This is a genomic window from Microbacterium sp. Leaf288 (assembly GCF_001422925.1).
In the GTDB taxonomy this organism is placed as follows: domain Bacteria; phylum Actinomycetota; class Actinomycetes; order Actinomycetales; family Microbacteriaceae; genus Microbacterium.
The window spans coordinates 96194-117154 of the sequence record NZ_LMNI01000010.1 but is presented as its reverse complement, the minus strand read 5'-3'; the positions used below and the strand labels follow the sequence as shown (position 1 = coordinate 117154).

General features: G+C 69.6%; 19 protein-coding genes. 7 read left to right on the top strand and 12 right to left on the bottom strand.

Annotation, left to right across the window (positions count from 1 at the left end; all coding sequences use genetic code 11):
- Positions 1-71: 71 nt before the first annotated feature.
- The 3 genes from ASF40_RS04685 to ASF40_RS04675 form a co-directional block, all read right to left on the bottom strand.
- The gene (locus ASF40_RS04685; protein WP_056367087.1) at positions 72-1409 is read right to left on the bottom strand and encodes a class II 3-deoxy-7-phosphoheptulonate synthase; all 1338 of its coding nucleotides are present in this window, start codon (positions 1407-1409) and stop codon (positions 72-74) included.
- Positions 1410-1471: 62 nt separating this feature from the next.
- Positions 1472-2161: a lysophospholipid acyltransferase family protein gene (locus tag ASF40_RS04680; protein ID WP_056367086.1), complete on the bottom strand. Its 690-nt coding sequence runs from the start codon at positions 2159-2161 to the stop codon at positions 1472-1474.
- A gap of 4 nt (positions 2162-2165) precedes the next feature.
- Positions 2166-3101, bottom strand: coding sequence for an ROK family glucokinase (locus ASF40_RS04675; RefSeq protein ID WP_056368197.1), 936 nt, complete (start codon positions 3099-3101; stop codon positions 2166-2168).
- Positions 3102-3253: 152 nt separating this feature from the next.
- Between ASF40_RS04675 and ASF40_RS04670 the strand changes: the two genes are divergently transcribed.
- A complete protein-coding gene (locus tag ASF40_RS04670) occupies positions 3254-5080 on the top strand; it encodes an AMP-dependent synthetase/ligase (RefSeq protein WP_056367085.1) in 1827 nt (608 codons plus the stop codon).
- A gap of 61 nt (positions 5081-5141) precedes the next feature.
- On the opposite strand, the gene def is transcribed toward ASF40_RS04670, so the two are convergent.
- The 3 genes from def to ASF40_RS04655 are packed head-to-tail and all read right to left on the bottom strand — an operon-like array spanning position 5142 to position 11161.
- Entirely contained in the window at positions 5142-5633 is a 492-nt protein-coding gene (gene def / locus ASF40_RS04665; RefSeq protein ID WP_056367084.1) for a peptide deformylase, read from the bottom strand.
- Positions 5634-5641: 8 nt separating this feature from the next.
- Positions 5642-7702, bottom strand: a complete 2061-nt coding sequence (locus ASF40_RS04660; RefSeq protein WP_056367083.1) for a MinD/ParA family ATP-binding protein — start codon at positions 7700-7702, stop codon at positions 5642-5644.
- 51 nt (positions 7703-7753) lie between these two features.
- On the bottom strand, positions 7754-11161 hold the full coding sequence (locus tag ASF40_RS04655) for a pyruvate carboxylase (protein ID WP_056367082.1): 3408 nt from the start codon (positions 11159-11161) through the stop codon (positions 7754-7756).
- A gap of 86 nt (positions 11162-11247) precedes the next feature.
- On the opposite strand from ASF40_RS04655, the gene ASF40_RS04650 reads away from it, so the two are divergent.
- The gene (locus ASF40_RS04650; protein ID WP_056367081.1) at positions 11248-12057 is read left to right on the top strand and encodes a ParA family protein; all 810 of its coding nucleotides are present in this window, start codon (positions 11248-11250) and stop codon (positions 12055-12057) included.
- 133 nt (positions 12058-12190) lie between these two features.
- Complete coding sequence (locus ASF40_RS04645) at positions 12191-13405, top strand: trans-sulfuration enzyme family protein (RefSeq protein ID WP_056367080.1); 1215 nt, start codon at positions 12191-12193, stop codon at positions 13403-13405.
- A 30-nt stretch (positions 13406-13435) separates the two neighbouring features.
- On the opposite strand, the gene ASF40_RS04640 is transcribed toward ASF40_RS04645, so the two are convergent.
- The 3 genes from ASF40_RS04640 to ASF40_RS04630 all read right to left on the bottom strand — a co-directional run bounded on the left by ASF40_RS04640 (position 13436) and on the right by ASF40_RS04630 (position 15334).
- On the bottom strand, positions 13436-13978 hold the full coding sequence (locus ASF40_RS04640) for a MerR family transcriptional regulator (RefSeq protein ID WP_056367079.1): 543 nt from the start codon (positions 13976-13978) through the stop codon (positions 13436-13438).
- Positions 13979-14138: 160 nt separating this feature from the next.
- Positions 14139-14831, bottom strand: a complete 693-nt coding sequence (gene ftsR / locus ASF40_RS04635; protein WP_056367078.1) for a transcriptional regulator FtsR — start codon at positions 14829-14831, stop codon at positions 14139-14141.
- Positions 14831-15334, bottom strand: a complete 504-nt coding sequence (locus tag ASF40_RS04630; RefSeq protein WP_056367077.1) for an FHA domain-containing protein — start codon at positions 15332-15334, stop codon at positions 14831-14833. The genes ftsR and ASF40_RS04630 overlap by 1 nt, the downstream gene beginning before the upstream one ends.
- A 166-nt stretch (positions 15335-15500) precedes the next feature.
- Here ASF40_RS04630 and ASF40_RS04625 point away from each other — a divergent pair, with 166 nt between their 5' ends.
- Positions 15501-15851, top strand: coding sequence for a hypothetical protein (locus ASF40_RS04625; protein ID WP_056367076.1), 351 nt, complete (start codon positions 15501-15503; stop codon positions 15849-15851).
- 64 nt (positions 15852-15915) lie between these two features.
- On the opposite strand, the gene ASF40_RS04620 is transcribed toward ASF40_RS04625, so the two are convergent.
- Positions 15916-16317 carry a hypothetical protein gene (locus tag ASF40_RS04620; protein ID WP_056367075.1) on the bottom strand — a complete coding sequence of 134 codons (402 nt, stop codon included), beginning with the start codon at positions 16315-16317 and terminating at the stop codon, positions 15916-15918.
- Positions 16318-16423: 106 nt separating this feature from the next.
- Here ASF40_RS04620 and ASF40_RS04615 point away from each other — a divergent pair, with 106 nt between their 5' ends.
- From ASF40_RS04615 to ASF40_RS04605, 3 genes are all read left to right on the top strand, one after another.
- A complete protein-coding gene (locus ASF40_RS04615) occupies positions 16424-17104 on the top strand; it encodes a copper resistance CopC family protein (protein WP_056367074.1) in 681 nt (226 codons plus the stop codon).
- Positions 17105-17114: 10 nt separating this feature from the next.
- A complete protein-coding gene (gene lpdA / locus ASF40_RS04610; RefSeq protein ID WP_056367073.1) occupies positions 17115-18512 on the top strand; it encodes a dihydrolipoyl dehydrogenase in 1398 nt (465 codons plus the stop codon).
- Positions 18513-19077: 565 nt separating this feature from the next.
- Positions 19078-19986 carry a transposase gene (locus tag ASF40_RS04605; protein WP_327037393.1) on the top strand — a complete coding sequence of 303 codons (909 nt, stop codon included), beginning with the start codon at positions 19078-19080 and terminating at the stop codon, positions 19984-19986.
- A 28-nt stretch (positions 19987-20014) separates the two neighbouring features.
- On the opposite strand, the gene ASF40_RS04600 is transcribed toward ASF40_RS04605, so the two are convergent.
- Both ASF40_RS04600 and ASF40_RS04595 read right to left on the bottom strand, forming a co-directional pair.
- Positions 20015-20683 carry a CYTH domain-containing protein gene (locus tag ASF40_RS04600; protein WP_235560138.1) on the bottom strand — a complete coding sequence of 223 codons (669 nt, stop codon included), beginning with the start codon at positions 20681-20683 and terminating at the stop codon, positions 20015-20017.
- Complete coding sequence (locus ASF40_RS04595; protein ID WP_045299024.1) at positions 20673-20900, bottom strand: hypothetical protein; 228 nt, start codon at positions 20898-20900, stop codon at positions 20673-20675. Before ASF40_RS04595 ends, ASF40_RS04600 begins: the two co-directional genes overlap by 11 nt.
- Positions 20901-20961: the final 61 nt, after the last annotated feature.

Genomic DNA, 20961 nt, shown 5'->3' with positions numbered 1-20961 from the left:
GGAGGAACAGAGAGATCCCGGATGCCTCGAGGCGAGGCATCCGGGATCTTCTTCGTGTCAGGCGCGAGAGGTCAGCGCTTCTCGAGCTCCTCGGCGACGAGGAAGGCGAGCTCGAGCGACTGCATGTGGTTCAGGCGCGGGTCGCACAGCGACTCGTAGCGCGTGGCGAGGGTAGCCTCGTCGATCTGCTCGGAGCCGCCGAGGCACTCGGTGACATCGTCACCGGTGAGCTCGACGTGGATGCCACCGGGGAACGTGCCGACCGAGCGGTGCGCCTCGAAGAAGCCGCGGACCTCGTCCACGACGTCGTCGAAGCGACGCGTCTTGTAGCCGGTCGGGGTCGTGATGCCGTTGCCGTGCATCGGGTCGGTGACCCACAGCGGGGTCGCGCCCGAGTCCTTCACGGCCTCGAGCAGCGGCGGCAGCGCGTCGCGGATCTTGCCGGCACCCATGCGCGTGATGAACGTGAGGCGGCCGGGCTCGCGGTTCGGGTCGAGCTTGTCGATGAGCGCGAGCGCCGTGTCGGCCGACGTGGTCGGGCCGAGCTTGACGCCGATGGGGTTGCGGATCTTCGAGAAGTAATCGACGTGCGCACCGTCGAGTTCGCGGGTGCGCTCGCCGATCCACAGGAAGTGCGCCGACGTGTTGTAGGGCGTGTTCGTGCGCGAGTCGATGCGCGTCATGGGCCGCTCGTAGTCCATGAGCAGGCCCTCGTGGCCGGTGTAGAACTCGACCCGCTTCAGCTCGTCGAAGTCGGCGCCCGCCGCCTCCATGAACTTGATGGCACGGTCGATCTCGGTGGCGAGGCGCTCGTACTGCTGGTTGGCGGGGTTCGACGCGAAGCCCTTATTCCAGGAGTGCACCTCACGGAGGTCGGCGAAGCCGCCCTGCGTGAACGCGCGGATGAGATTGATGGTCGACGCGGCCGTGTGGTAGCCCTTGAGCAGCCGGTTGGGGTCGGCCTTGCGCGACGCCTCGGTGAAGTCGTAGCCGTTGACGATGTCGCCGCGGTAGGCCGGCAGCGTGACGTCGCCGCGGGTCTCGGTGTCGCTCGAACGGGGCTTGGCGAACTGGCCCGCCATGCGGCCCATCTTGACGACGGGCATCGAGGCGCCGTACGTGAGCACGACGGCCATCTGCAGCACCGTCTTGATGCGGTTGCGGATCTGCTCGGCGGTCGCGCCGGCGAAGGTCTCGGCGCAGTCGCCGCCCTGCAGGAGGAACGCCTTGCCCGACGCGGCACGCGCGAGGCGGTCGCGGAGGTTGTCGACCTCACCGGCGAAGACGAGCGGCGGCAGCGTCGCAAGTTCCGCGGATGCCTCCGCCACCGCGTCCGCGTCATACCACTGCGGCTGCTGCTTGATGGGCAGGGTCCGCCAATGGTCGAGTGCGTCGAGGTGCTGGAGCATCCCCCGATTCTAGCCGCGGGACGCGGGCCACCGGCGCCGCGTGACGACCGGCCACTCCGCGTTCAGCGGGTCTTCGGCTTGAGCCGGTCCTTGACGGTCGACGCGTACACGTCGTCGTACTCCTGCTCCCCCAGCCGCTGCAGCGCGACCATGATCTCGTCGGTGATCGAGCGCAGGATGTAGCGGTCGCCCTCCATGCCCTCGAAGCGCGAGAAGTCGAGGGGCTCGCCCACCACGATGCCGACCCTCACGATCCGAGGGACCGTGGTGCCGATCGGCATCATCGTGTCGGTGTCGACCATGACGACGGGCACCACCGGGACGTGCGCTTCGAGCGCCATGCGCGCGATGCCGGTGCGGCCGCGGTAGAGCTTGCCGTCGGGGCTGCGGGTGCCCTCGGGGTAGATGCCGAGGAGGTCGCCCCGACCCAGCACCTGCAGTCCCGTGTTGAGGGATGCCTCGGACGCCTTGCCGCCCGAACGGTCGATGGGGAGCTGACCCGTGCCCTTGAAGAACATGCGGGTCGCCCACCCCTTGAGGCCCTTGCCGGTGAAGTAGTCGCTCTTGGCGAGGAACGCGACGGGCCGGTCGAGCATGAGCGGCAGGAAGATCGAGTCCACGAACGAGAGGTGGTTGCTCGCGAGGATCGCGGCGCCTTCGGCGGGGACGTTGCGACGGCCGACGATCCACGGGCGCCAGATCGCCTTGACGATCGGTCCGATGACCACGTATTTCATCAGCCAGTAGAACATCGCGCTACGCCTCTGTCCCCGCGAGATCTGCCGCTCCGATGAGGCCCGCGTCGTTGACGAGCTTGGCGATCTTGAAGGTCGCGATCGGCCGCTCGCCATAGCCCGGCAGCGACTTCTCGTACGCGACGCGCATCGGCTCGAGGAGGGCGTCGCCGAGCTGGGCGACCCCGCCGCCGATGACGAAGAGCTGGGGGTCGAGCACCGCCTGGAAGCCGCCGCACGCCTCGCCGAGCGCGGTCGCCACGCGCCGCAGCGCCTCGGCGGCCCCGGGGTCGCCCGCGAGCACGAGGCGCGACACCGCCGGTCCGCTGATCTTGCCGTTCTCGGCGCGGTGGGCCGCCAGCGCGGCACCGATTCCGCCGGCGTCGGCGATGTCGTTGGCCTCGCGCTGCAGTGCGCGGCCCGACGCGTACTGCTCGAGGCATCCGTGCTGACCGCAGCCGCACAGGATGCCGTCGCGGATGAAGCGGATGTGGCCGAGCTCCGCGGCGACGCCGTGACCGCCGCGGAAGAGCTCGCCGTCGAGCACGATGGCGCCGCCGACGCCGGTGCCCATCGTGAGCATCACCATGTGCCCGACGCCGCGGCCGGCGCCGAAGCGGAACTCGGCCCACCCCGCGGCGTTCGCGTCGTTCTCGATGGTGACCGGCAGGCCGATGCCCTCTTCGAGCGTCGCCTTCAGCGGCTCGTTGTGCCAGGCGATGTTGGGGGCGTGGATGACGGTCGCCCGGTCGCGATCGATGAAGCCGGCCGCCGCGACACCCACGGCGGCGACGTCGTGCGCGCCGCGGAAGTAGCGGGCCATATCGACCACGGCCTGGGCGAGCGCGGCGGTGTCGGTGGGGGTGTCGACGCGGAGCTGTTCGACGATGGTGCCGTCGGAGTCGACGACCCCGCCCGCGATCTTGGTTCCGCCGATGTCGATGCCGACCTTGAGCACGTTCTCCCTCTCCATCCGCCGCACGCGCGACAGCGCCTTGAAGTCTATCCAGGCGGTGCTCTCCACACCCGCCGGCGAGTCTGATGTGACACCTGATTAGACTCGGATGAGATCCACCCGAGATTCAGTCGTCCGGTACCGAAGGAGCTGCCGTGGTCCAATTCGAAGTCCCCGCTATCGTCCCTGCCGATCCGCAGGCGAACATCACCGACCTCCTGGTCGAGCGCGTCAAGGCGACGCCGAACCTCGCACTGTTCGCCGTGCCAGAGGGCGAGGGCTGGCGTGACATCACCGCGGCCGAGTTCCAGAAGCAGGTCATCGCGCTGGCCAAGGGCTTCGTCGCCGGCGGCATCGAGCCCGGCGACAAAGTGGGCTTCATCGCCCGCACCACCTATGAGTGGACGCTCGTCGACTTCGCGCTGTTCTATGCCGGCGCCGTCATGGTGCCGATCTACGAGACCAGCTCGAGCGCGCAGATCGCGTGGAACCTCACCGACTCGGGCGCCGTGGCGATCATCACCGAGCTGCCCGATCACGCCGCCCGCTTCGCCGAGGCCCGAGCCGAGCTGCCGCTCATCCGCTCCGCGTGGGAGATGCACAGCGGAGACCTCGACAAGCTCGTCGCCGAGGGTGCCGGCGTCTCGGACGACGAGATCGAGCGGCGCCGCAACCTCGCCAACGGCGCCGACATCGCCACCCTCATCTACACGTCGGGCTCGACCGGGCGTCCCAAGGGCTGCGTGCTGACCCACAGCAACTTCGTCGAGCTCACGCGCAACGCGGCCCGCTCCAACCGTGAGGTCTTCGAGACGCCGGGTGCCTCGACGCTGCTGTTCATCACGACGGCCCACGTGTTCGCGCGGTTCATCTCGATCCTCGACATCCAGGCGGGCGTGAAGACGGGCCACCAGCCCGACACGAAGCAGCTGCTGCCCGCCCTCGGCTCGTTCAAGCCGACGTTCCTCCTGGCCGTGCCGCGCGTGTTCGAGAAGGTCTACAACTCGGCCGAGCAGAAGGCCGAGGCCGGCGGCAAGGGCAAGATCTTCCGCGCCGCCGCCCACACCGCGATCGAGCACTCCCGTCTCCTGCAGGAGGGCAAGAAGATCCCCTTCCTCACCAAGATCAAGTTCGCGCTCTTCGACCGCCTGGTCTACTCGAAGCTGCGCACCGCGATGGGTGGGCGCGTGGCGTACGCCGTGTCGGGGTCCGCTCCCCTGGGCCACCGCCTCGGCCACTTCTTCCACAGCCTCGGCGTCACGATCCTCGAGGGCTACGGCCTCACCGAGACCACCGCACCGGCGACGGTCAACCAGGCGCGCAAGTCCAAGATCGGCACCGTCGGGCCCGTGATCCCGGGCGTGGGCGTCCGTCTCGCCGAGGACGGCGAGATCCAGGTGCGCGGCATCAACGTGTTCAAGGAGTACTGGCGCAATCCCGAGGCGACGGCCGCCACGTTCGACGGCGACTGGTTCAAGACCGGCGACATCGGCGCGTTCGACGACGAGGGCTTCCTCACGATCACCGGTCGCAAGAAGGAGATCCTCGTCACCGCAGGTGGCAAGAACGTGGCGCCCGCGGCTCTGGAGGACCCGATCCGCGCCAACCCGATCGTCGGGCAGGTCGTGGTCGTCGGCGACCAGAAGCCGTTCATCGCGGCCCTCGTGACGCTCGACCCTGAGATGCTGCCGACGTGGCTGGCGAACAACAGCCTGCCGGGCGACATGTCGCTCGCCGACGCGGCCAAGAACGACGCGGTGCGCGCCGAGGTGCAGCGCGCGATCGACATCGCGAACAAGAACGTCTCGCGCGCCGAGTCGATCCGCAAGTTCACGATCCTGCCCACGGAGTGGACCGAGTCGAGCGGACACCTCACGCCGAAGATGAGCATCAAGCGCAACGTGATCCTCGAGGACTTCAAGACCGACATCGAAGAGCTCTACTCGGTGCCGGTGAACACCACCAACGTCTCGCTCAGCTGAGCTCAGAAGACACAAGAGGAGCGGATGCCGGGGAGCCCGGCATCCGCTCCTCTTCTGTGTCTCAGAACCAGTCGGACTCGCGGATCTCGCGCATCGCGACGCGACGCTGCTCCTTCGTGAGCCGATCGAGGTAGAGCGTGCCGTCGAGGTGGTCGGTCTCGTGCTGGAGCGCCTGGGCGAGCAGGCCCTCACCCTCGAGCACGATCTCGTTGCCGTCGAGGTCGATGCCGACGACCTTCGCCCGCGGGTAGCGGACAGCGTCGTGCCAGAGGCCGGGCACCGACAGGCAGCCCTCGCCGATGGCCTCGGGCTCTCCGGACACCTCGACGAGCACCGGGTTGAGCACGTAGCCGATGTCGCCGTCGATGTTGTAGCTGAAAGCGCGCAGCCCGACACCGATCTGGGGCGCCGCCACGCCGGCGCGGCCGGGCAGCTCGACGGTGTCGACCAGGTCGCGCACGAGGGCGCGCACGCCGTCGTCGATCTCGCCGATCGGGGTGCTGACGGACTTCAGGACGGGGTCGCCGAAGACACGGATGGGACGGACTGCCATCGGATGCCTCAGGCCGCCGATGCGAGCGAACGGAGGCCCTCGACCACGGTCGCGGCGAGCTGACGTGCGGCCTCGCGCGTCGCGGGCTGCAGCTCGCGGAACACGATGGCGCTGCCGGCCGCGATGTGCGGGTCGTACGGCACACGCACGACCGCGCGCACGCGCGTGCGGAAGTGCGATTCCAGCTCGTCGAGCTGGACGAGCGGATGCCCCGGCCGCGCGTTGTTCAGCACGACCACGGCGCTGCGCACCTTGTCGGCGTAGCCGTTGGTCTCGAGCCACGTCAGCGTCTCGGAGGCGAGACGGGCCTCGTCGACGCTCAGGCCGGCGACGATGACGATCTGGTCGGCGAGGTCGAGCGTGGCGCCCATGACGGAGTGGACGATGCCCGTTCCGGTGTCGGTGAGCACCACCGAGTAGTAGTGGGCCGCGAGAGCCGCGACATCCCGGTAGTCGGTGTCGTTGAACGCCTCCGACACGCGCGGGTCCGTGTCGGACGCGACGACGTCGAGGCGCGTCTCGTCGCGCGCGACGATGCCCGACAGGTCGTTGAAGCCGACCACCTCGGGGCTCATGCGCACGAGATCGCGCACGGTCTTGCCGCTGTCACGGGTGATGCGCTCCGCGAGCGTGCCACGGTCGGGGTTCGCGTCGATGGCGATCACGCGGTCGTCGCGGGCGTCGGCCAGCGCCTGGCCGAGCAGGGTGGTCACGGTCGTCTTGCCGACGCCGCCCTTGCGCGACAGCACCGGGACGAACCGGGCGCCGCCGGTGAGCGGGGCCGCGATCCGGCGGTCGAGGTCCTTTCGGGCCTTCGCACGCTTGCTGTCGCCGAGGTTGATGCGCTTTCCCGAGATCGAGTACAAGAAGTGCTGCCACGCCCCCTCGGGCTCGGGGCGGATCACCTGGTGCGGGTCGAGCAGGCGATCGGCGGTGAGCAGGTCCGCGGTCTCGCGGCCGGCCTCGAATTCGCCGAGACGCTTCGAGGTCAGGGCGACGTCGCCACGGGGGAACCCCGCGCGCTCGACGGCCGTGCGCTCCACGACCGGCTGGGCGCCGGTGTGGTTGGCCTCACGGCGGGTGGCGGGCGTCGGGCCGGTGGCCGTCTTCGCGGCGGCGGCAGCGGCCGGGGCCGGGACCGATGGCCGGGCGGGCGCCGGCTTGGGCGCTGCCGGCGCCGGGGTCGCGGCTGCCTTGTCGTCGTCGGCCGGGGTCTTGGCGCTCATGGGCTCCTCCACGGGGTCGTCGGCCCTGTTGACATCGTCTCCCGATGCGGCGTTCTCCGCCAGGGCGGCCTCCACGCCGTCGTCGGCGAGCTCGAGATCGAACTCGGCCGGATCGAACTCGCCGTCGAAATCGGCGTCTTCGAAGTCGACGGCGTCGAAATCGGCGATCGCGAACTCGTCGACGGCCGGCTCCGCGGGTGCAGACTCGGCCGGCACGGGTTCCGCCTCGGGCTCGTCAGCGACGGCTTCGGGCTCCTCGGCGGCGGCCTCAGGCTCGCCGCCGTCGGCCACGGACTCCTCGTCGTCGGCCTCGGGCTCCTCGGAGACCTGCTCCTCGGAGACCGGCTCGAACTCCTCGACGTCGGCCGTCGGTTCCTCGACCACGGGCTCAGGCTCGACCACAGGCTCGGGCTCGGCCTCGTCGACCACGTCGGCGTCCTCGACGTCGATCTCGGCCTCGATCAGCTCGACGATCTCCGCATCGGCGATGTCCTCGGCGGGCGGCGCCGGGGCGAAGCCGTCGCCCTCGACGGTCCACTCCTCGAGGTCGGCGGCGTTCTCGACGATCTCGGCCTCGGTCGTCTCGGTCGAGAACTCCTCGACGGGAGCGGCCTCGATGACCGGAAGATCGGCGTCGGCCGGGATCTCGATCACGAAGGGCACCTCGTCATCGATGACGCCGTCGTCCTCCCGGTCGTCGTCGGATTCGGACGGCAGCTCGACGTTCACCTGCGCCGTCGCACCACCCAAGATGCCGAGACCGGTCGTGTCGATGCTTCCGGTCTCGGACAGCACGCCGTTCTCGGGCTCGTCGGGCGTGTGTTCGATGCGATCGGGCGTCACTGCGGAGCTCTCCTGAAAAGACGGCGTTTCGGGCGGATGCCGCCCTCCAGGTTACTGGGCCGGACGGATGACGACCAAAAGGTCGCCGGCGTCGACCTGCGCGGTCTCGGCGATCACGAGGCGCTCGACGACGCCGTCGACGGGTGCGGTGATCGCCGCCTCCATCTTCATGGCCTCGATCGACGCGACCGGCTGGCCCGCCGTGACGGTGTCGCCGGCCTTCGCCTTGAGGGTGACGACGCCCGAGAACGGCGCTGCGACCTGGCCCGGCTTCGAGGTGTCGGCCCTCTCGGCCTGGCGCGCCTCGACCTTGATGCTGCGGTCGCGCACGAACACAGGGCGCAGCTGGCCGTTGAGGGTCGTCATGACCGTGCGCATGCCCTTGGGATCGGCTTCGCCGATCGCCTCGAGACCGACGTACAGCTGCACGCCCGGGTCGATCTCGGCGACGTGCTCCTCCCCCGGCTTCAGCCCGTAGAGGTAGTCGGGGGTGCCGAGCGCGGTCAGGTCGCCGTACGCCTCACGGTTCCTCTCGAAGTCGCGCGCAGGACCGGGGAACAGCAGGCGGTTGAGCGTGCGTCGGCGCGTCGCGGCGTCGCCGGCAAGGCCCTCCTGCTCCTCCGCGGTGAGCGGCGGGACGTCGATCGAGATCGTGCGGCCCGCGAGCACCTTCGTGCGGAAGGGCTCAGGCCAACCACCAGGAAGGTCGCCCAGTTCGCCAGCCATGAAGCCGACGACCGAGTCGGGGATGTCGTAGTTCTGCGGATTCTCCTCGAAGTCGGCGGGATCGGCGCGCACGGCGACGAGCGCGAGCGCGAGGTCGCCGACGACCTTCGACGACGGCGTCACCTTGGGGATGCGACCCAGGATGCGGTCGGCTGCGGCGTACATGTCCTCGATGAGCTCGAAGTCGTCGGCGAGGCCGAGGGCGATCGCCTGCTGGCGCAGGTTCGACAGCTGACCACCCGGGATCTCGTGGTGGTAGACGCGACCGGTCGGCGACGCGAGGCCGGACTCGAACGGGCGGTACAGGTGGCGGACGCCCTCCCAGTACGGCTCGAGGTCGCTGACCGCCTGCAGGCTGAGGCCGGTGTCGCGGTCGGTGTGGGCGAGCGCGGCGACCAGCGCAGAGAGCGACGGCTGGCTCGTGGTTCCCGACATCGGAGCGGCTGCAGCATCCACCGCGTCCACTCCCGCGGCACTCGCCGCGAGCAGCGTCGCGAGTTGACCGCCCGCGGTGTCATGCGTGTGCAGGTGCACCGGAAGGTCGAAGTTCTCGCGCAGAGCCGTGACGAGCTTGGCCGCGGCCGCCGGACGCACCAGGCCGGCCATGTCCTTGATGGCGAGGATGTGCGCGCCCGACTCGACGATCTGCTCGGCGAGGCGCAGGTAGTAGTCGAGCGTGTACAGCTTCTCGGCCGGGTCGAGCAGATCGGACGTGTAGCAGAGCGCCACCTCGGCGACCGCGGTGCCCGTCGAGCGCACGGCGTCGATCGCCGGACGCATCTGCGACACGTCGTTCAGGGCGTCGAAGATGCGGAAGATGTCGACGCCCGTCGCGGCGGCCTCGCGCACGAAGGCGTCGGTCACCTCGACGGGGCGTGGCGTGTAGCCCACGGTGTTGCGGCCGCGCAGCAGCATCTGGATCGGGATGTTCGGCATCGCCGTGCGTAGCGCCTCGAGGCGCTCCCACGGGTCCTCGGCGAGGAAGCGCAGCGCGACGTCGTAGGTCGCGCCGCCCCATGCCTCGACCGACAGCAGCTGCGGCGTCATGCGCGCGACATGCGGGCCGACGCGGACGAGGTCGCGCGTGCGCACCCGGGTCGCGAGCAGCGACTGGTGAGCGTCGCGGAACGTCGTCTCGGTGACGGCGAGACCGCTCTGTTCGCGCAGTGCACGGGCGAAGCCCTCGGGGCCGAGCTCGCGCAGGCGGTCGAGCGTGCCGGCGGGCGGCGGCGACGAGAGGTCGATGGCGGGCAGCTTGCTGCCGGGCGACACCGACACGGGCTTCTCGCCGTAGGGGCGGTTGACGGTGACGTCGCCGAGCCAGTTGAGCAGCTTCGTCGCACGGTCGCGCGACGGGTTGCTCGTGAGCAGCTCGGGCCGCTCGTCGATGAACGAGGTGCTGACGTCGCCCGCGACGAAGGCGGGGTCGTCGAGCACCGCCCGCAGGAACGGGATGTTCGTGGAGACGCCGCGGATGCGGAACTCGGCCAGGGCGCGGCGGGCGCGCGCGACCGCTGCCGGGAAGTCGCGGCCGCGGCACGTGAGCTTCGCGAGCATCGAGTCGAAGTGCGGGCTGATCTGCGAGCCGGCAGCGGTCGTGCCGCCGTCGAGACGGATGCCGGCACCACCGGGCGAGCGGTACGTCGTGATGCGGCCGGTGTCGGGGCGGAAGCCCTGCGACGGGTCCTCGGTCGTGATGCGGCACTGCAGCGCCGCACCGCGCAGCTGGATGCGGTCCTGCGTCAGGCCGAGCTCTGCGATCGTCTGCCCCGCGGCGATGCGCATCTGCGACTGCACGAGGTCGACGTCGGTCACCTCCTCGGTCACGGTGTGCTCGACCTGGATGCGCGGGTTCATCTCGATGAAGACGACCTCGCCGGTGCGGGGCCCGGCGGTCTCGAGGAGGAACTCGACGGTGCCGGCGTTCTCGTACCCGATCGACCGCGCGAACGCGACGGCGTAGCCGTGGAGGGCGTCGCGGATGGCGGGATCGAGGTTCGGCGCCGGAGCGATCTCGATCACCTTCTGGTGGCGACGCTGCACCGAGCAGTCACGCTCGAACAGATGCACGGTCTCGCCCGTCTTGTCGGCGAGGATCTGCACCTCGACGTGACGGGGTCGCTGCACCGCCTGCTCGAGGAAGACACGGGCGTCGCCGAAGGCGCTGCCGGCCTCGCGCATGGCCTCTGCCAGCGCGGGCGCGAGTTCTTCCTTGCGCTCGACCCGCCGCATCCCTCGCCCGCCGCCGCCCGCGACGGCCTTCACGAAGATCGGGAACCCGATGTCGTCGGCCTGGGCGAGGAGTGCGTCGACATCGTCGGACGCGTCGGTGGAGCGCAGCACGGGCACGCCCGCGGCGATCGCGTGCTGCTTCGCGGTGACCTTGTTGCCGGCCATCTCGAGCACCTTCGAGGGCGGTCCGATGAAGGCGATGCCGTTCGCGGCGGCCTTCTCGGCGAGCTCGGGGTTCTCGGAGAGGAAGCCGTACCCGGGGTAGATGGCGTCGGCACCGGCCGCGAGCGCGACGCGGACGATCTCGTCGACATCGAGATAGGCGCGGACCGGATGGCCCTTCTCACCGATCTCGTACGACTCGTCGGCCTTCTGGCGGTGCAGCGAGCCGCGGTCCTCGAAGGGGAACACTGCGACGGTGCGCGCCCCCAGCTCGTATGCGGCGCGGAATGCTCGGATGGCGATCTCGCCTCGGTTCGCGACCAGGATCTTGCGGAACATGAGACCTCCGTGTGCGGCGGCGCAGGCGGGGCCCGAAAATCGGGCTGAGTGTGCTCTCAGCCTAGGGGACGGTAACGTGGTGGCTTGTGCACGTCCTATCCGTCAGCTCGCTCAAGGGTGGCGTCGGCAAGACGACCGTGACTCTCGGACTCGCGTCGGCGGCTTTCGCCCGCGGTGTCCGCACGCTCGTCGTCGACCTCGACCCGCAGTCCGACGTCTCGACGGGCATGGACATCCAGGTGGCCGGCCGCCTGAATGTCGCAGATGTCCTCGCCAATCCCAAGGAGAAGACGGTCCGTCAGGCCATCACCTCCAGCGGCTGGGCGAAGGTGCACCCGGGCACGATCGACGTCATGATCGGCAGCCCGTCGGCCATCAACTTCGACGGTCCTCACCCGAGCGTCCGCGACGTCTGGAAGCTCGAAGAGGCGCTCGCCACCATCGAGGCGGACTACGACCTCGTGCTCATCGACTGCGCGCCGTCGCTCAACGCCCTCACCCGCACCGCGTGGGCGGCCTCCGACCGCGTCATCGTCGTGACCGAGCCGGGACTCTTCTCCGTCGCCGCGGCCGACCGCGCCCTGCGTGCGATCGAAGAGATCCGCCGCGGCCTCTCCCCCCGCCTGCAGCCGCTGGGCATCGTGGTCAACCGCGTGCGCCCGCAGTCGATCGAGCACCAGTTCCGCATCAAGGAGCTCCGCGACATGTTCGGCCCGCTCGTGCTGAGCCCGCAGCTGCCCGAGCGCACCTCGCTCCAGCAGGCGCAGGGCGCCGCGAAGCCGCTGCACATCTGGCCCGGAGACTCCGCCCAGGAGCTCGCCGCCGACTTCGACTCCCTGCTCGACCGCATCATGCGCACCGGTCGCATCCCGGTCTCCGAGGACTCCCGCTCCTGATCGGACGGATGCTGCGCCCCGCAGCATCCGTGCGGGTGACCACTCTGCTCACTCGATGAGCAGATTGCGTAAATTGTGCACGTCCGGGTGAGCTCGATTTGCCAATCGTCGCGATATCGCTGACCATATCGCCATGGCATCGATGACGCTGCACCCTGACAGCCTTGCCGTGCACGCCGGCCGCGACGATCTCGCGAGCCTGGGCGTGCACGCTCTCCCCCTCGACCTCTCGTCGACCAATCCCCTGCCCGGCATCGAGCTCGGCGGCATGTCCTACGAGGTCCTCGCGACCGGAGGCCACCCCTTCGAGGGGGGGTCGAACGTCTACGCGCGACTGTGGAACCCGACCGTCGCGCGATTCGAGGAGGCTCTGGCGCGTCTCGAGCACGCCGAGGAGGCGGTGGCGTTCTCGTCCGGAATGGCCGCGGTCACCGCCGTGCTGCTCGCCCTCACACACGAATCCCAGAGGCGTCACGTCGTGGCCGTGCGTCCGCTGTACGGCGGCACCGACCACCTGCTCGCGTCGGGCCTGCTCGGCGTCGAGACCACGTTCTGCTCCCCCGACGATGTCGCCGCCGCCCTGCGCGACGACACCGCGCTCGTCGTGCTCGAGAGCCCGGCGAACCCGACGCTCGAACTCGTCGACATCCGCCGGGTGGCCGCTGCCGCCGGCGACGTGCCGGTACTCGTCGACAACACCTTCGCGACCCCCGTGCTGCAGCACCCGCTCGACCTCGGCGCGTCGCTCTCGCTGCACAGCGCGACGAAGTACCTGGGCGGTCACGGCGACGTCGTGGGCGGCGTCGTCGCGTGCGACGCGCGACTCGCCGCGGCGCTGCGGCGCACCCGCGCCATCACCGGCGCGATCATGCACCCGCTCGCGGCGTACCTGCTGCACCGCGGCCTGGCGACCCTCCCCGTGCGCATGCGCGCCCAGCAGGACAGCGCGTGCGTGGTCGCGGACTGGCTGCTCTCACGCCCGGAGGTCGCGCGCGTGCACTTCCCCGGGTTCGCAGACAGCGATCCCCGGGGTCTCATCGGCACCCAGCAGTCGGGTCCTGGCGCGATGATCGCGATCGAGCTCGCCGACGGTTTCGACGCCGCGGCGGCGCTGACAGCATCCGTCCAGCTCTTCACGCACGCGGTGTCGCTCGGCAGCGTCGACTCGCTCATCCAGCACCCGGCTGCGCTCACCCACCGGCCCGTCACCGCCGACGCCAAGCCCTCGGACGCGCTCGTGCGCCTCTCGATCGGCCTGGAGGATCCGGCCGACCTCATCGCCGACCTCGATCAGGCCCTCACCGCGACGGCGGGCGTGCGGGAACGGATGGAGTCCGCGCTGGGCTGACCCGGACGGAGCGGTGCGGCGCGCTGCGCTCTAGGCGGAGCGGGCGGCGCGACGCACCGCGAGCTCGTCCGTCGGGTCGAGCTTCTCGACTTCGAATTCGAGGAGCTCCGACTCGACCTCGCGCAGCACCTTCCCGACGGCGATGCCGAAGACTCCCTGACCACGGCTGACGAGGTCGATGACCTCGTCGTTCGACGTGCAGAGATAGACGGATGCCCCGTCGCTCATGAGCGTCGTGCCGGCCAGGTCGCGGATGCCGGCGGCGCGGAGCTGGTCGACGGCCGTGCGGATCTGCTGCAGCGAGATGCCGGTGTCGAGCAGGCGCTTGACGAGCTTCAGCACGAGGATGTCGCGGAAGCCGTACAGTCGCTGCGAGCCGGACCCGCTGGCACCGCGCACCGTCGGCTGGACGAGCTCGGTGCGGGCCCAGTAATCGAGCTGGCGATAGGTGATTCCGGCGGCCTTGGCCGCGGCCGCGCCACGGTAGCCGACCTCGTCGTCCATCGCGGGAAGACCGTCCGTGAAGAGGAGTTCTGCACTGAACGGCTCGCCTGGAGCAACGTCTCCGATCATGCTCGTTCCCCCCTCCGGATCGAATAGTTCCACGCTAGATCAGCCTCCCCCTCGCGGCAACGACATCCGGCGTTCAGGGGTCGGCGTGTCGCGCACTTCGCGCGTTTCACTCGCGAGCTCGCTCGACGACCGGTGCGTGAAGCGCGACGTACTCGGCACCTCAGGACAGCATGCGGTCGAGCGCCGCCCGCACGAAGATGGCCCGCACGTCGTCGAGGCGCCGGGTCAGTTCCGGCGCCAGCTCGCCGGCGCGGCCGCGGGACGAGGCATCCGTCCGGCGCAGCAGCGGCGCGAGAGCCGACTCGACGAGTGCGACATCGCGTTCGGCGCTCTGCCGCAGGGCGCGGACGTGGCGCGGCTCGATGCCGTGGCGGTCCAGCGCCACGAGGGCGCGCAGCAGCGTCACCGACTGCTCGGTGTACGACTCGGCGCCCGCGAGGATGCCGGTGCTGATGGCGTCGTTGAGCAGCTGGGGCGCGGCGCCGGCCGCCGACAGCAGCTCGTCGCGGCGGTAGCGGCGCGGCGCAGGCACGATCGACGGCGGCGGCACGGCGGTCGGTGTCGCGGGATCGCGACCGGCGTCGACATCTTCGAGGTAGTCGCGGATGACTGACAGCGGCAGGTAGTGGTCACGCTGCAGGGTGAGCGCGAGGCGCAGGCGCTCGAGGTCGTCCTGCGAGAACTTGCGGTAGCCCGACTCCGTGCGCAGCGGTGTGATGATCCCCTGGACCTCGAGGAAGCGCAGCTTGCTGGAGGTCAGTGCCGGGAACTCGGGCGACAGACGCGCGAGGACCTGACCGATGCTGAGAAGACCCGCGGACGACGCCCTGTCACGGGCGGAAGCCGCGGGCATCAGGCCTCCGTCGCCCTGGAGAGGTCAGCCGGTGAGACGAAGAAGTTGAGGCGGAACTTGCCGATGCGCACCTCGGCCCCGTTGGTGAGCGCGGCCCTGTCGACCCGCTCGCCGTTCACGTAGGTACCGTTCAGTGAACGCTGGTCGACGAGCTCGAAGGCGGTCCCGGTGCGGTTGATCTCGGCGTGGCGGCGCGAGACGGTGACGTCGTCGAAGAAGATGTCGGCCTCGGGATGCCGCCCCACGGATGTGACGTCGGCGTCGAGCAGGTAGCGGGCGCCTGCGGTGGGTCCGGAACGGACGAGCAGCAGCGCGGCGCCGGACGGAAGGGCGTCGATCGCGTCGAGCTCGGCCTCGCCGAGCTCGCTGCCGAACGGCACGAACGACAGGTCGGAATCGTGGCCGAACGTCTGCGTCGTGTCGGCCGCGCGGTCGGACTCGTGCGCGTCGGACCCTGCGGCCCGGCGGATGTCGCCCTGATCGGGTCGGCGGTCGTGCTCCACGGTTTCCTCCTTCGTCCGGCCAGCCTATCCGATCGCCCCCGGCTCGGAAGAGGACGTTCGCCGTTCCCGCAATGTTTCGCCCCGTGTCACTCGACGTGCGGCCCACATGGCGGCCCTTCTACCCTGGCAGGACCGGCAAAGATCCGTTAACCAGAAGGAGATCACCGTGTCGAGCCCGCACAGCCACATCCCGCCCCTCGAGGTGCGTGAGGCTGCGGCGTGCATGTGCGACCACGGTGACACCTGCTCGTCCTACGCCCCCGGTCACGCGCTGCACCTGATCCAGGCGCGCCTCGCTTCGGCGACGCCGTCGGACTGGGCGGACGCGATCGTGGAGGCCTCCGACGAGCGCTCGGGCTTCGTGATCGTCCGCACGCTCGCCGACTGGACCCCCGTCGCCCTCTGGAACGGCACCGGCGCTGCCGCGGCCGCGACGCCCGGCACGCCGGTCGCGCTCCACGAGCGCTACCACGTGCTCGCCGTCGGCGGCGCGCGGTTCAACGTCCTCCGCGGCTGAGTCGGACGGCCCGCACCGCGCGTTTCGTCTCGCAGGTTCGCTCAACGAGCGATGGCGACGAGCGTCAGCTCATCGCCATCATCATGTCCTTCATGGCCATGCAGGCGTCCATGCACGCCTTGCAGGCCTGAGCGCACATCTTGCAGACCTCGCTGTGGTCCGCGTGCTCCATGCACTCGTCCATCGTCATCTGGCACATCGCCATGCAGGCGTCGAGCATCGACATCATGGTCGCCGGGTTCATGCCCTGCATCCGCATCATGGCGCGCATCATCGTGTTGCACATGTCGGCGCAGTTCATGCACGCGGGGGCGCACGACATCATCTGCGTGGAGCACACCGTGCATGCCTGCTCGCAGGCCGAGCAGGCGTCCATACACGCCTGCATGACCGACATGTCCATCGCCTGCATGCCGGGCATCGACATCATGTCCTTCGACATGGCGCCCATCATCATCTGATCCATCTGCCGCATCCTTCCGCGTGTGGGGACGACGGGCAGGGGGCCCGCCATTGGCCAGGCTAGACCTCGCGGGGTCCGCAGCAAAGAGCCGGATAGGCTCGATCGGGTGATGTCACAAACTCTTCACAAGCCGCTTCCAGCCCGGGTCTGGGCATTCCTCGCCGCACTGCTCGTCGCCTTCGGCGTCGTCCTCGCGATGGCATCCCCCGCCCACGCGCACGACGAGCTGCTCGGCAGCGACCCGGCGCAGGGCAGCACGCTCGACACGCTCCCGGCGCAGCTGACGCTCACGTTCAGCGCCGAGATCGCCGACGACGAGGGCGCCTCGGTCGTGGAGGTGACGGATGCCTCGGGCGCGTCGCTCGTCGACGGCACACCGACCGTGCAGGACAACGTGCTGACGCAGCCGCTCGCGGGCGAGGCATCCGGTGCCGTCACGGTGCTGTGGAAGGTCGTCTCGAGCGACGGGCACCCCATCTCGGGCCAGTTCTCGTTCACGGTCGCGGGCGCGCCGACGCCCACCGAGACGGCGACCCCGACGCCCACCGCGACCGCGGTGCCGACTCAGTCGGCTGAGCCCACGCCGACCGTCACGAGCGAGCCCGTGGCAAGCGAGGGAGCGACCGCGCTGCCGTGGATCATCGCGGGCGTGCTGGCCCTCGCGCTCATCGCCGCGGTCGTCTACCTCCTGGTCTCCCGCTCCCGCCGCGAGAAGGCTCTCGCGCACGGCGCTGCCGGCCCGGCCGACGGCACCTCGCAGCCCGACTCCGTGCCCCCCACCGACCGATAGGCTTGAGACCATGCCTCATTACGACGTCGCCATCCTCGGCGCGGGGCCCGGCGGCTACGTCGCAGCCGTCCGCGCTTCGCAGCTCGGCCTCAAGGTCGCCATCATCGAAGAGAAGTACTGGGGCGGTGTGTGCCTCAACGTCGGCTGCATCCCCTCGAAGGCTCTCCTCAAGAACGCCAACCTCGCGCACCAGTTCCACCACAAGGCCGATCTGTTCGGCATCTCGGGTGACGTCCACTTCGACTTCGGAGTCGCGTGGGACCGCAGCCGCAAGGTGGCGGAGACCCACGTCAAGGGCATCCACTACCTGATGAAGAAGAACAAGGTCGACGAGTACGAGGGTCGCGGGTCGTTCGTCGACGCGAACACGATCGACGTCAAGAAGGCCGACGGCACGACCGAGCGCGTCACCTTCGACAACGCGATCATCTCGACCGGCTCGAAGGTGCGTCTGCTCCCGGGCGTGCAGCTCGGCGGCAACGTCGTGACGTACGAGGAGCAGATCCTCGCCCGCGACCTGCCCCAGTCGATCGTCATCGTCGGCGCCGGCGCCATCGGCATGGAGTTCGCCTTCGTGATGGTGAACTACGGCGTCAAGGTCACGATCATCGAGTTCCTCGACCGTGCCCTGCCGAACGAGGACGCGGACGTCTCGAAGGAGATCGCCCGCCAGTACAAGAACTACGGCGTCGACATCCTCACCTCGACCAAGGTCGAGACGGTCACCGACCAGGGCGACAAGGTCACCGTGACCTACACCGCCAAGGACGGCACCCAGGGCTCGATCGACGCCGACAAGGTCATGATGTCGATCGGCTTCGCCGCCAACGTCGAGGGCTTCGGTCTCGAGAACACCGGCGTGAAGCTGACCGACCGCGGTGCCATCGACATCGACGACCACATGCGCACCAACGTGCCGCACATCTACGCGATCGGCGACGTCACCGCGAAGCTGCAGCTCGCGCACGTGGCCGAGGCGCAGGGCGTCGTCGCCGCCGAGACCATCGGCAAGGCCGAGACCATGACGCTCGGCGACTACCGCATGATGCCGCGCGCGACGTTCTGCTCGCCGCAGGTGGCCTCGTTCGGCCTCACCGAGCAGCAGGCCCGCGACGCCGGCTACGACGTGAAGGTGGCGAAGTTCCCCTTCTCGGCGAACGGCAAGGCGAACGGCCTGGGCGAGCCCATCGGCTTCGTCAAGCTCATCGCCGACGGCGAGCACCTCGAGCTGCTCGGCGGCCACCTCATCGGCCCGGACGTCTCGGAGCTTTTGCCCGAGCTCACGCTCGCGCAGAAGTGGGACCTCACCGCTCTCGAGGCGGCGCGCAACGTCCACACGCACCCGACGCTGTCGGAGGCCGTGCAGGAGGCCTTCCACGGCCTCGCCGGCCACATGATCAACCTCTGATCAGCTGACGCGGAACGCCCCGGACCTTCTCGGAAGGTCCGGGGCGTTTCGTCTCTGCGTTTCGACTCGCAAGCTCGCTCAACGACCGGGAGTAAAGGCACCGGGGGTAAAGGCACCGGTCGTTGAGCGAAGCGCGCTCTGGCGCGCGAAGTCGAAACGGTGAAGATGTTGGTGGGTCTGTCGCTGGCGTTCTGACTTGAGTCGAAACTGACGCCCCTGCCCCTGTCGGGGGTTGTCTTTGAGCGTGACGTGTCGGCGTCGGTGGCGGGTCTGTCCTGGTTCGAGGGGGCCGAGCCGGGCGGGGCTGTGACTTGATAGGAACCTGCTGCGATCGTGCTGGCTCATCACCGTAGTGTCCGCCCGGCTCGGTGAAGTCATCCTCCACAACGTGGTGAAGGAGACAGATCGCAATGTCCAGCATGACCGTGAGTACGCCGAACCGGCAACCCATGTTCGCCGGCATCGATACCCACAAGGCCACCCATCACGTGGCGGTCGTCGACGCCGATGGTGCGGTACTGGCGGATCAGGAGTTCCCCGCTGACGCTGACCGGTCGGTTCTCGCGTGGCTGTCAGGTGGCCGATCGCGCGGGTCGGGGTGGAGCAGACCGGGACGTATGGGGCGGGGGTGACCCGGGTGTTGACCGGGGCAGGGTTCGCCGTGATCGATGTGAACACTCCCGATCGGACCGTGCGTGCCACCGCCGGTAAGTCCGACCCGATCGACGCCGTGATGGCCGCGCACGCGGTCCGCACCCGGCGCGCCCGGGTGATCCCGAAGAACCGTGACGGGGTGATCGAAGCGATCCGGCTGCTGCAAACAGCCCGCCATTCCGCGGTGAAAGCACGTGCTGCGGCGTTGACGCAGCTGCAAGACCTCGCCGTGATCGTGCCTTCCGACGTGCGCCGGCGGGTCGGAACGACCGGACGCAGCACCGCCGCGGCGGCGCTCGCGATGCGCGCCGACCGAACCCGACTGCACACCCCGACCCAGGCCGCGAAGCTCGCGCTGCGGTCGGTGGCGACCCGGATCCGCGTCCTGGACGCCGAGATCCGCGACCTCGACGCAGCACTGACCGAGCAGGTCACCGCCACCGCCCCACGACTACTCGCCCTCCCACAGGTCGGCATCCACGCCGCCGCGCAGCTACTGGTCACGTTCGGGCAGGCTCCGGACCGGATCAGCAGCGACGCCAAGTTCGCCCGACTGATCGGCGTCGCCCCGATCCCGGCCTCGTCGGGCAAGACGAACCGGATGCGGCTGCACACCGGCGGTGACCGGCAAGCGAACAAAGTCGTCCACCTGATCGCGATCGGCCGACTCCGCAGCCACCAGCCCGCAATCGATTACCTGACACGACGGCAGCGGGAGGGCCTGTCTAAGAAGGACGCCATCCGAGCCATGAAACGCCTCATCACCCGCGAGCTCTACGGCGCCCTCAAAGCCGACCTCACCGCACTTGACGAACTATAGGAACGTCGCCTCGGACTTTCGAGCAGCCTCAGGCGCCGAGAGTGCGGGCGAGTTTGGAATCGGATGCCGCGGCCCGGCCGCCTGCGGCATGCACCGCGGCTTCGGCCGCTGAGAGCAGCGCCGCGCGCGCCTCGTCCGAGGCGGGGGCGGCGGGTCCGAGTTCGAACTCCCACTCGCGCCAGGACCGTTGCGTGCCGGAGCGCTCGTCGGTGGCTGTCACGTGGTCGTCGACGAACTCCGCCACGAGGCAACCGCGCTCGTCCTGCAGCGCGAAGGCGTTGCGGCTGTTGCGGATGCGCGCGATCGGCGCGAAGTCCGACGCGCTCGCGATCTTCGAGACCGCGTCGGCGACAGCATCCGGGATCTCATCCACCGGGCTGATCGGCCAGTGCAGTTCGACCCGCCCGCCGTCGGCCCCGCGCGGGCCCTTGATGTGCCAGCCCTCGTCGGGTCCGCCGGTGCGGTGGCGGACCGCGTAGCCGGAATGGGCGAGCGCGAGGTCGTCGCTGTCGAGGTAGGTGGCGTCGAGGTGACGCAGCTCGGGCTCGCCGACTCTCGCCACACCGGGAAGCGCCGACCAGTCGGGCAACGGCGTGGACTCGTCGACATCGAACTTGAGCTCGACCTCGACGCTGAGCGACGGACCGTTCGCTCCGGCGTCGCCGCCGGTCACGTCGGGAATGCGGTCAGTCGTCACGACCGTCCGGGTTCGGGTCGATGTCTTCGGTCGCCTCGACGTACACGAAGCGGGTCTCGGTCGGCCCGTCCTGGTCGCCCGTGTGGGTCTCGTCGCCTTCGCGGCGGTAGACCAGCTGCCCCTCGCCGTAGGGGACGATGTACGAGTCGGAGACGGTCGGGTCGAGCGGAATGATCTGTCCGTCGAGGGGTCCGCCGTGCAGTCGTGCGATTGCCATAGCGCCAGCGTAGACCCAACGACTTCCGTGCAAGCGCTTCCAGCTTTTGCCCCTAGAATCG